We start from the raw sequence: 6,340 nt of genomic DNA, 5'->3' as shown, positions 1-6,340 counted from the left end.
CGTTTCGTGTGCAAAGATAAAGAGGATTTTTTTAATCATCCGGTCAAAAAGAGGCAAACCGTTCCACAGAATGATTTTTTTTTGCGCAGACAACTCAGACATAAATGGCAAAATTTCAATTATAAAGAGCAGTTTATTGTCGAAATTTGAATGATTTTGCTGAGCAATCATTATATTTGCAAATACAATCAATTATTATCGTGTGTCTGCAATACATTTTATTAATATGGGAACAGAAAAAATAAATCGGCTAAAAATAGTATTGGTAGAACAGGGGAAAACCGGAAAATGGCTGGCCGGACAATTGGGGAAAAACGAAGCCACCGTTTCGCGTTGGTGTTCCAATACGAGCCAGCCATCATTGGAAATGCTAATGAAGATAGCTACCATATTGAATGTAGATGCGAGAAGATTGATCAATAACGGGATAGAAGAATAAGGTCATGGCTAAAAAACAGCAGAAAGAAAAAAGTATAGAAGAAACCCTTTGGGATTCGGCGAATAAACTACGTGGGTCGGTTGAACCTTCGGAATACAAGCATGTGGTATTGAGTCTGATATTCCTGAAATATGCCTACGACCGCTTTGTGGAACGCCGCAACGAACTGATTGCAGACGGCAAGGAAGCGTTTGTCGAACAGGCTGTATTCTATAACGCCAAGAATATTTTCTATTTAAACGAAATAAGCCGCTGGGACTATTTGATAGAAAATGCCAAACAGAACGACATCGCCATCAAAATAGATGCGGCTTTGGCTCAGGTGGAGAAAGACAACCCGACACTGAAAGGAGCTTTGCCAAGTAATTATTATTCCGGATTAGGGCTTGACCGTACCAAATTGGCAAGCCTGTTGGACGTCATCGGCAAGATAGATACACAGAAAGACAAGGAACACGATTTGATAGGACGTGTCTATGAATACTTCTTGGGCAAGTTTGCCATAGCCGAAGGAAAAGGTAAAGGGGAGTATTATACGCCCAAGACGATAGTCAACCTGATAGCGGAAATGATACAGCCTTACCGGGGCAAGATTTATGACCCTTGTTGCGGTTCCGGAGGCATGTTCGTGCAGAGCATGAAATTTATTGAAGCGCACCACGGTAACAAGAAAGACATTTCCGTCTATGGACAGGAATACACCAATACCACGTATAAGTTGGCGAAGATGAACCTTGCTATTCGTGGCATTGCCTGCAACTTAGGTGAACGTGCTGCCGATACGTTCCATGACGACCAACACAAAAACTTGAAAGCGGACTTCATCATGGCAAATCCGCCTTTCAACCAAAAGGCATGGCGAGCAGAAAACGAACTGACCAACGACTCACGTTGGCACGGGTATGAAGTGCCACCTACAAGTAATGCCAACTATGGATGGATTCTGAACATCGTTTCCAAACTGTCAGCCAATGGCATGGCGGGCTTTCTGCTTGCCAACGGTGCGTTGAGCGGCGACGGCACCGAGTTGAACATACGTCGCCAACTATTGAAGAACCATTTGGTGGAAGCCATTGTAATCCTTCCTCGTAATATGTTCTACTCTACGGATATCAGTGTTACACTTTGGATATTGGCAGGGAATCGCAAAATCCGCACAGTAGAACAGAACGGTGAATTAGTGAACTACCGTAACCGGGAAAATGAGGTTTTGTTTATCGACTTGCGCCAATGGGGCGAACCGTTCGAGAAGAAATATATCCAGTTCTCCGGGGAACAGATTGCACAGATAGCCGAAAACTTCCATAACTGGCAACGCGAAGGTTATGAACAGACCTATCGTAATGTACCTGAATATTGTTATTCTGCCACGCTGGAAGAAATCGAAGCAAAAGGTTGGTCGCTCGTGCCCAGCAAATACATCGAGTTCAAGAACCGGGATGAAGGCATCGACTTCGATACGAAGATGACGCAACTGCAAAGTGATATGCAAGAATTGTTTCGACAGGAAGAAGAAAGCAAGCGGGAATTGTCGAACTTGTTTAAGGAATTAGGATATAAATTGTTATAGCATAAACAAATACGTAGCATGAAGAAAAATTTTGTAGAGTCTGCTGTAGTCAGGCAAAATGTTCTAAATAATACTATTGCAATGGATACGCTCCAACAAACCTTGTCTTTAGATGGTGTAATGTTTGAGAGTAAACTCACATTCATTAAAAGACAAGTAGCAGAATTCTTTGAAGTCACAGAACGCACCATAGACTATTGTATTGAAAAGAATGAAAAAGAAATAGCCAAAAACGGTTACGAGGTTTTACGCGGCAAACGCTTGGTAGATTATAAGTTAGCTTTTCAAAAACATTTTGGTAACGAAACAGATTTCGTTACCAAAACTACGGTATTGGGAATTTTTGATTTTCGTGCTTTTTTAAATGTTGCAATGCTATTGACAGACAGCGAAAAAGCACGTAGCTTACGGAGCGCCATCTTAGACGTTGTGATAGACACAATTAACAAACGTACAGGTGGAAGTACGAAATATATAAATCAGCGTGATGAAGATTTTGTTTCGAATATCTTTCGTGGAGAAGTCTATCGAAAAGAGTTTACCGATGCTCTGCGCGATTGTGTGGCAATGGGAAATATAAAATATATGATTTATACAGACAAGGTATATAATAGCATTTTTAAAGAGAACTCTACAGAGTATCGTAAGATACTTAATTTGGAGAAGTCTGAGAACATGCGTGATACTATGTATAGTGAGGTGTTGGATATTATTGCCAGCTATGAAGCAGGATTTGCAGAAACATTAAGAAGCGAGATGGAAGAGAAGGGGCGTAAATTATCGTCTCATGAAACAGACATCTTGTTTTCTAAATTTGAGAATCAACGTCTTTGGGCTCCATTACGAGAGAAAGCTAGAAATAAAATGGCAAGCCGAGATTTATGTTTCCGCGATGCTCTGCATAAGAACCTTGAAGAATATATCAGTGCAGTTCCTCAAAGTGATTTCGAACGTTTTCTTGGAGAAAAAAGTATGGAACTCGATAAACGTTTAGAAGAATATAAGGATGCTTTGAAACGACTAAAAGAGCGGGATTGAAATGGAAGTAATATATATCACACACGAACAGGCCATAGAGACCCATAAAAAAACCATTGAATATAGTGGTGGGGGAGACATGTCTATATTGAATATAGGTTACTTGGATAGTGTATTGGAACACATTCAAAATGATGATTACTATCCAACGTTTGAAGACAAATTAGTGCATCTTGTTTGGTCTGTCAACAAAAATCATTCCTTTTCAGATGGCAATAAACGTTTATCCATCACTTTAGGTAGTTTGTTTCTTCTTTTAAATGGTCGTTTATATTGTAATAGACGTTTTCTTCAGGAGATGGAAAACATCAGTTATCATTTAGCTGCAGGGCGTATTGACAAAGAACTTTTACGGGATATTATTCATTCTATTCTTGAAGGAGAAATGGATTTTGATGAAGATTTGAAGATACGTATTCTTGTTGCTATTGATGATCAGTTTATTGGATTTAATGAGGAAGATGCTAATCATGAAGAATGATTATAAACGGTTAGGCAATTATATCCGCGAGGTGGATGTAAGAAATCGGGATTTGAAGGTGACGAAACTATTAGGCGTCAGTATCTCCAAAGAGTTCATGCCATCCATTGCGAACACTATTGGAACGGATATGTCTTCTTATAAGGTAGTTGAATCTCGGCAATTTGCATACGGTCCAGTTACATCACGTAATGGAGATAAGGTTTCTATTGCTTTGTACAAAGAGGATGAGAGTGCTATAATTTCACAAGCCTATACAGTCTTTGAGGTTAAGAATAAACAAGAACTCCTCCCCGAATACCTGATGATGTGGTTTCGTCGCCCTGAGTTCGACCGCTATGCCCGTTTTAAATCACACGGCAGTGCTCGTGAGATTTTCAGTTGGGAAGAAATGTGTGATGTGGAACTGCCCGTTCCGTCCATAGAGCAACAACACAAGATTGTGTCCGAATACGAAGCGGTTACCCGTCGCATCCGCCTTAATGAGCAAATCATTGCCAAGTTAGAAGAAACGGCGCAAACTCTCTATCGCAAGATGTTTGTGGATGGGATTGATAAGGAGAATCTGCCGGAAGGGTGGAGAATGGGGACGTTGGGAGAGATTGCGAAAATAAAGGCCGGAGGAGATAAGCCCAAAGTCTTTTCTAATTGTTATACAGACCAATGTCAAATACCAGTAGTAGCTAACGGCATAGAAAATCAGGGAATTATTGGATATACAGAACATTTTGTCATAAATGAACGTGCTATAACAAGGGACTATTGGCGTTTGCTTTGTTCGCACAAGGCCATATTGTCCAATCGTGAGATTGATTTCTGTCATTCCGTACGATAAGAGCTTTCTTCATAATTTATGGTTTCAACTTAGCCGTAAACAATTTGAAGGTGATGGCTCTGTGCAGAATCAATTGACTATTCCTGTTTTAGAAAGGGAAGAAGTTATAGTACCTGACCATAAAACACTTGACGAATTTGAAAAAAGAATGTCTTTGATAAGTAACGCAATTGAATTGAATGCAAAACAAAATAAAAAATTAACCGAATTGCTGTCTTTGCTTCTAGCGAAAATGGTACGATAAAACAAGAACGCATGGCTTTTTCTTTTGAAACAGATAGTAAAGGGTATTTAAAGAAACGTGAAAGTTTCAATCTGGAATACAAGCAAAATTTCCAGTTAGGGGATAATTTGCTCAAATACATTAAGACTTTAGTTGGCATGGCTAACAATAAAGGAGGACAAATAGTATTTGGAATAAAAGATTCTCCTCATATATTATTAGGTATGTCTAACAACAAATTATCAGAAACAGACCCTAAAGTTATTGATATTAAAATTAGAGAATACTTTTCTCCTGACATTAGGTGGCAGTCTGCAATCCAAGAGTTTGAAGGGAAAAAATTTGGAGTACTATCTGTTGAGGAAGCAGAAGAAAAGCCTGTGGTATGTAAGAAAAACAAAGATGATATATTGCGAGAAGGAGCTATTTACTATCGCTATCGAGGAGAGACAAAAGAAATTGAATATCCAGAATTAAAAAAGATATTGGACAAAGAACGAGAAAAAGAACGTATATTATGGATTAAGCACATTGAAAGAATAGCAATGGTTGGTCCGCAAAATATACACCTCCTTGATAGATATAATGGAGAAATCACTTATGGCGATAGCAAAATACTATTGGACAAGTCGTTAATTGACCAACTTAAATTCATTAAGGAAGGGCATTTTACAGAAAAAGAAGGTGAAGGCTTACCTACATTGAAATTAGTTGGAACAATAGATGGTTTAGTAGATGTTGATAATGCAATTATTGACCCGAATGTTGCTTATCCTTTAACGACAGGGTTACTTCAGAAAGAATTAGGATTAAATCAATATGAAATGCAATCTGTAATATATTCATTGGACTTAAAGAATAAACCCAAAAGACATACGTTGATAATGCAAGGAGAAAAATCCAATGGCATACACAAATATTCAAAATCTGTTGTTTCTGTAGTACAAAAGCTCATGGAACAGCGTGGAAGAAAGGTGTTTATCAATGAGTGTACAGAAAAATACAAACAGTACATAAGAGAAACGAAAGAAAAAAATCTGCGAATGAAAAAAAGAAAATAACTATGCCACACTTCAACGAACACGCCCTCGAACTATCCATCATGGAACTGTTCCAGCAAGAGGGTTACACATACACAAGCGGAGAAGAAATCCATAAGGAAGTAAGCGACGTCTTGCTTCGGGACGATATGCGCCTATATCTGCACAACCGCTACAGAGCGGAAAGCATTACGCCGTTAGAAATAGAGCGAATCCTTGCCACGCTGACTGCCAATGCGGTTTTCTCCTTGTATGAACAGAACCGTCATACCTATCGGTTGATGACAGAAGGCTTTTCGTTGAAGCGCGAGGATGCGGCTTTGCCAGATTTGTTTATTGAGCCGATAGATTTCAGCAAAGACGGCATAAAAAACAACCTGTTCCGCATAGTCAACCAGTTAGAAATACAAGGTGCGGAGCGACGTATTCCCGATGGCATTGTTTATGTGAATGGCCTGCCCGTGGTGGTGTTGGAGTTCAAGAGTGCCGTAAAAGAAGATACGACCATCATGGATGCTTACACCCAACTCATCGTTCGTTACCGCCGTGATATTCCCGACCTGTTCAAATACAATGCTTTTGTGGTAATAAGCGATGGGGTGAACAACAAGTATGGCTCTCTGTTTTCACCTTACGATTTCTTTTATGCGTGGCGAAAAGTAGAGGCGGATGATAAGGCAACAGACGGCATCAACTCCCTTTTGACGATGGTAA

The 6,340-nt window shown here is 39.5% G+C and carries 7 protein-coding genes; all 7 read left to right on the top strand.

The annotated features are described in order from the left end of the window. The first annotated feature begins 226 nt into the window (after positions 1-226). Positions 227-439 carry a helix-turn-helix transcriptional regulator gene (locus M3090_RS14570; protein WP_234079585.1) on the top strand — a complete coding sequence of 71 codons (213 nt, stop codon included), beginning with the start codon at positions 227-229 and terminating at the stop codon, positions 437-439. A gap of 4 nt (positions 440-443) precedes the next feature. Continuing rightward, positions 444-2,009: a type I restriction-modification system subunit M gene (locus tag M3090_RS14565; RefSeq protein WP_249057546.1), complete on the top strand. Its 1,566-nt coding sequence runs from the start codon at positions 444-446 to the stop codon at positions 2,007-2,009. Positions 2,010-2,027: 18 nt separating this feature from the next. Continuing rightward, complete coding sequence (locus M3090_RS14560) at positions 2,028-3,047, top strand: DNA-binding protein (RefSeq protein WP_249057544.1); 1,020 nt, start codon at positions 2,028-2,030, stop codon at positions 3,045-3,047. Position 3,048: 1 nt separating this feature from the next. Further along, entirely contained in the window at positions 3,049-3,528 is a 480-nt protein-coding gene (locus tag M3090_RS14555; RefSeq protein ID WP_249057542.1) for a type II toxin-antitoxin system death-on-curing family toxin, read from the top strand. After that, a complete protein-coding gene (locus M3090_RS14550; protein WP_249057540.1) occupies positions 3,518-4,363 on the top strand; it encodes a restriction endonuclease subunit S in 846 nt (281 codons plus the stop codon). The genes M3090_RS14555 and M3090_RS14550 overlap by 11 nt, the downstream gene beginning before the upstream one ends. A gap of 255 nt (positions 4,364-4,618) precedes the next feature. After that, positions 4,619-5,647, top strand: coding sequence for an ATP-binding protein (locus M3090_RS14545; protein WP_249057538.1), 1,029 nt, complete (start codon positions 4,619-4,621; stop codon positions 5,645-5,647). A 2-nt stretch (positions 5,648-5,649) separates the two neighbouring features. Beyond that, positions 5,650-6,340, top strand: a 691-nt coding sequence (locus M3090_RS14540) for a type I restriction endonuclease (protein ID WP_249057536.1), incomplete at its 3' end; no start/stop codon positions are given.

Source organism: Bacteroides sp. ET71, from assembly GCF_023336905.1.
Lineage (GTDB): Bacteria > Bacteroidota > Bacteroidia > Bacteroidales > Bacteroidaceae > Bacteroides.
Note: the sequence above shows the minus strand (reverse complement) of the source record. Positions and strands in the feature narration are given on the sequence as shown.

Bases quoted from the DNA above. Each gene is read 5' to 3' on its own strand.
- M3090_RS14555 (WP_249057542.1), top strand. From the start codon at position 3,049: ATGGAAGTAATATATATCACACACGAACAGGCCATAGAGACCCATAAA.
- M3090_RS14550 (WP_249057540.1), top strand. From the start codon at position 3,518: ATGAAGAATGATTATAAACGGTTAGGCAATTATATCCGCGAGGTGGAT.
- M3090_RS14565 (WP_249057546.1), top strand. From the start codon at position 444: ATGGCTAAAAAACAGCAGAAAGAAAAAAGTATAGAAGAAACCCTTTGG.
- M3090_RS14570 (WP_234079585.1), top strand. From the start codon at position 227: ATGGGAACAGAAAAAATAAATCGGCTAAAAATAGTATTGGTAGAACAG.
- M3090_RS14560 (WP_249057544.1), top strand. From the start codon at position 2,028: ATGAAGAAAAATTTTGTAGAGTCTGCTGTAGTCAGGCAAAATGTTCTA.
- M3090_RS14545 (WP_249057538.1), top strand. From the start codon at position 4,619: ATGGCTTTTTCTTTTGAAACAGATAGTAAAGGGTATTTAAAGAAACGT.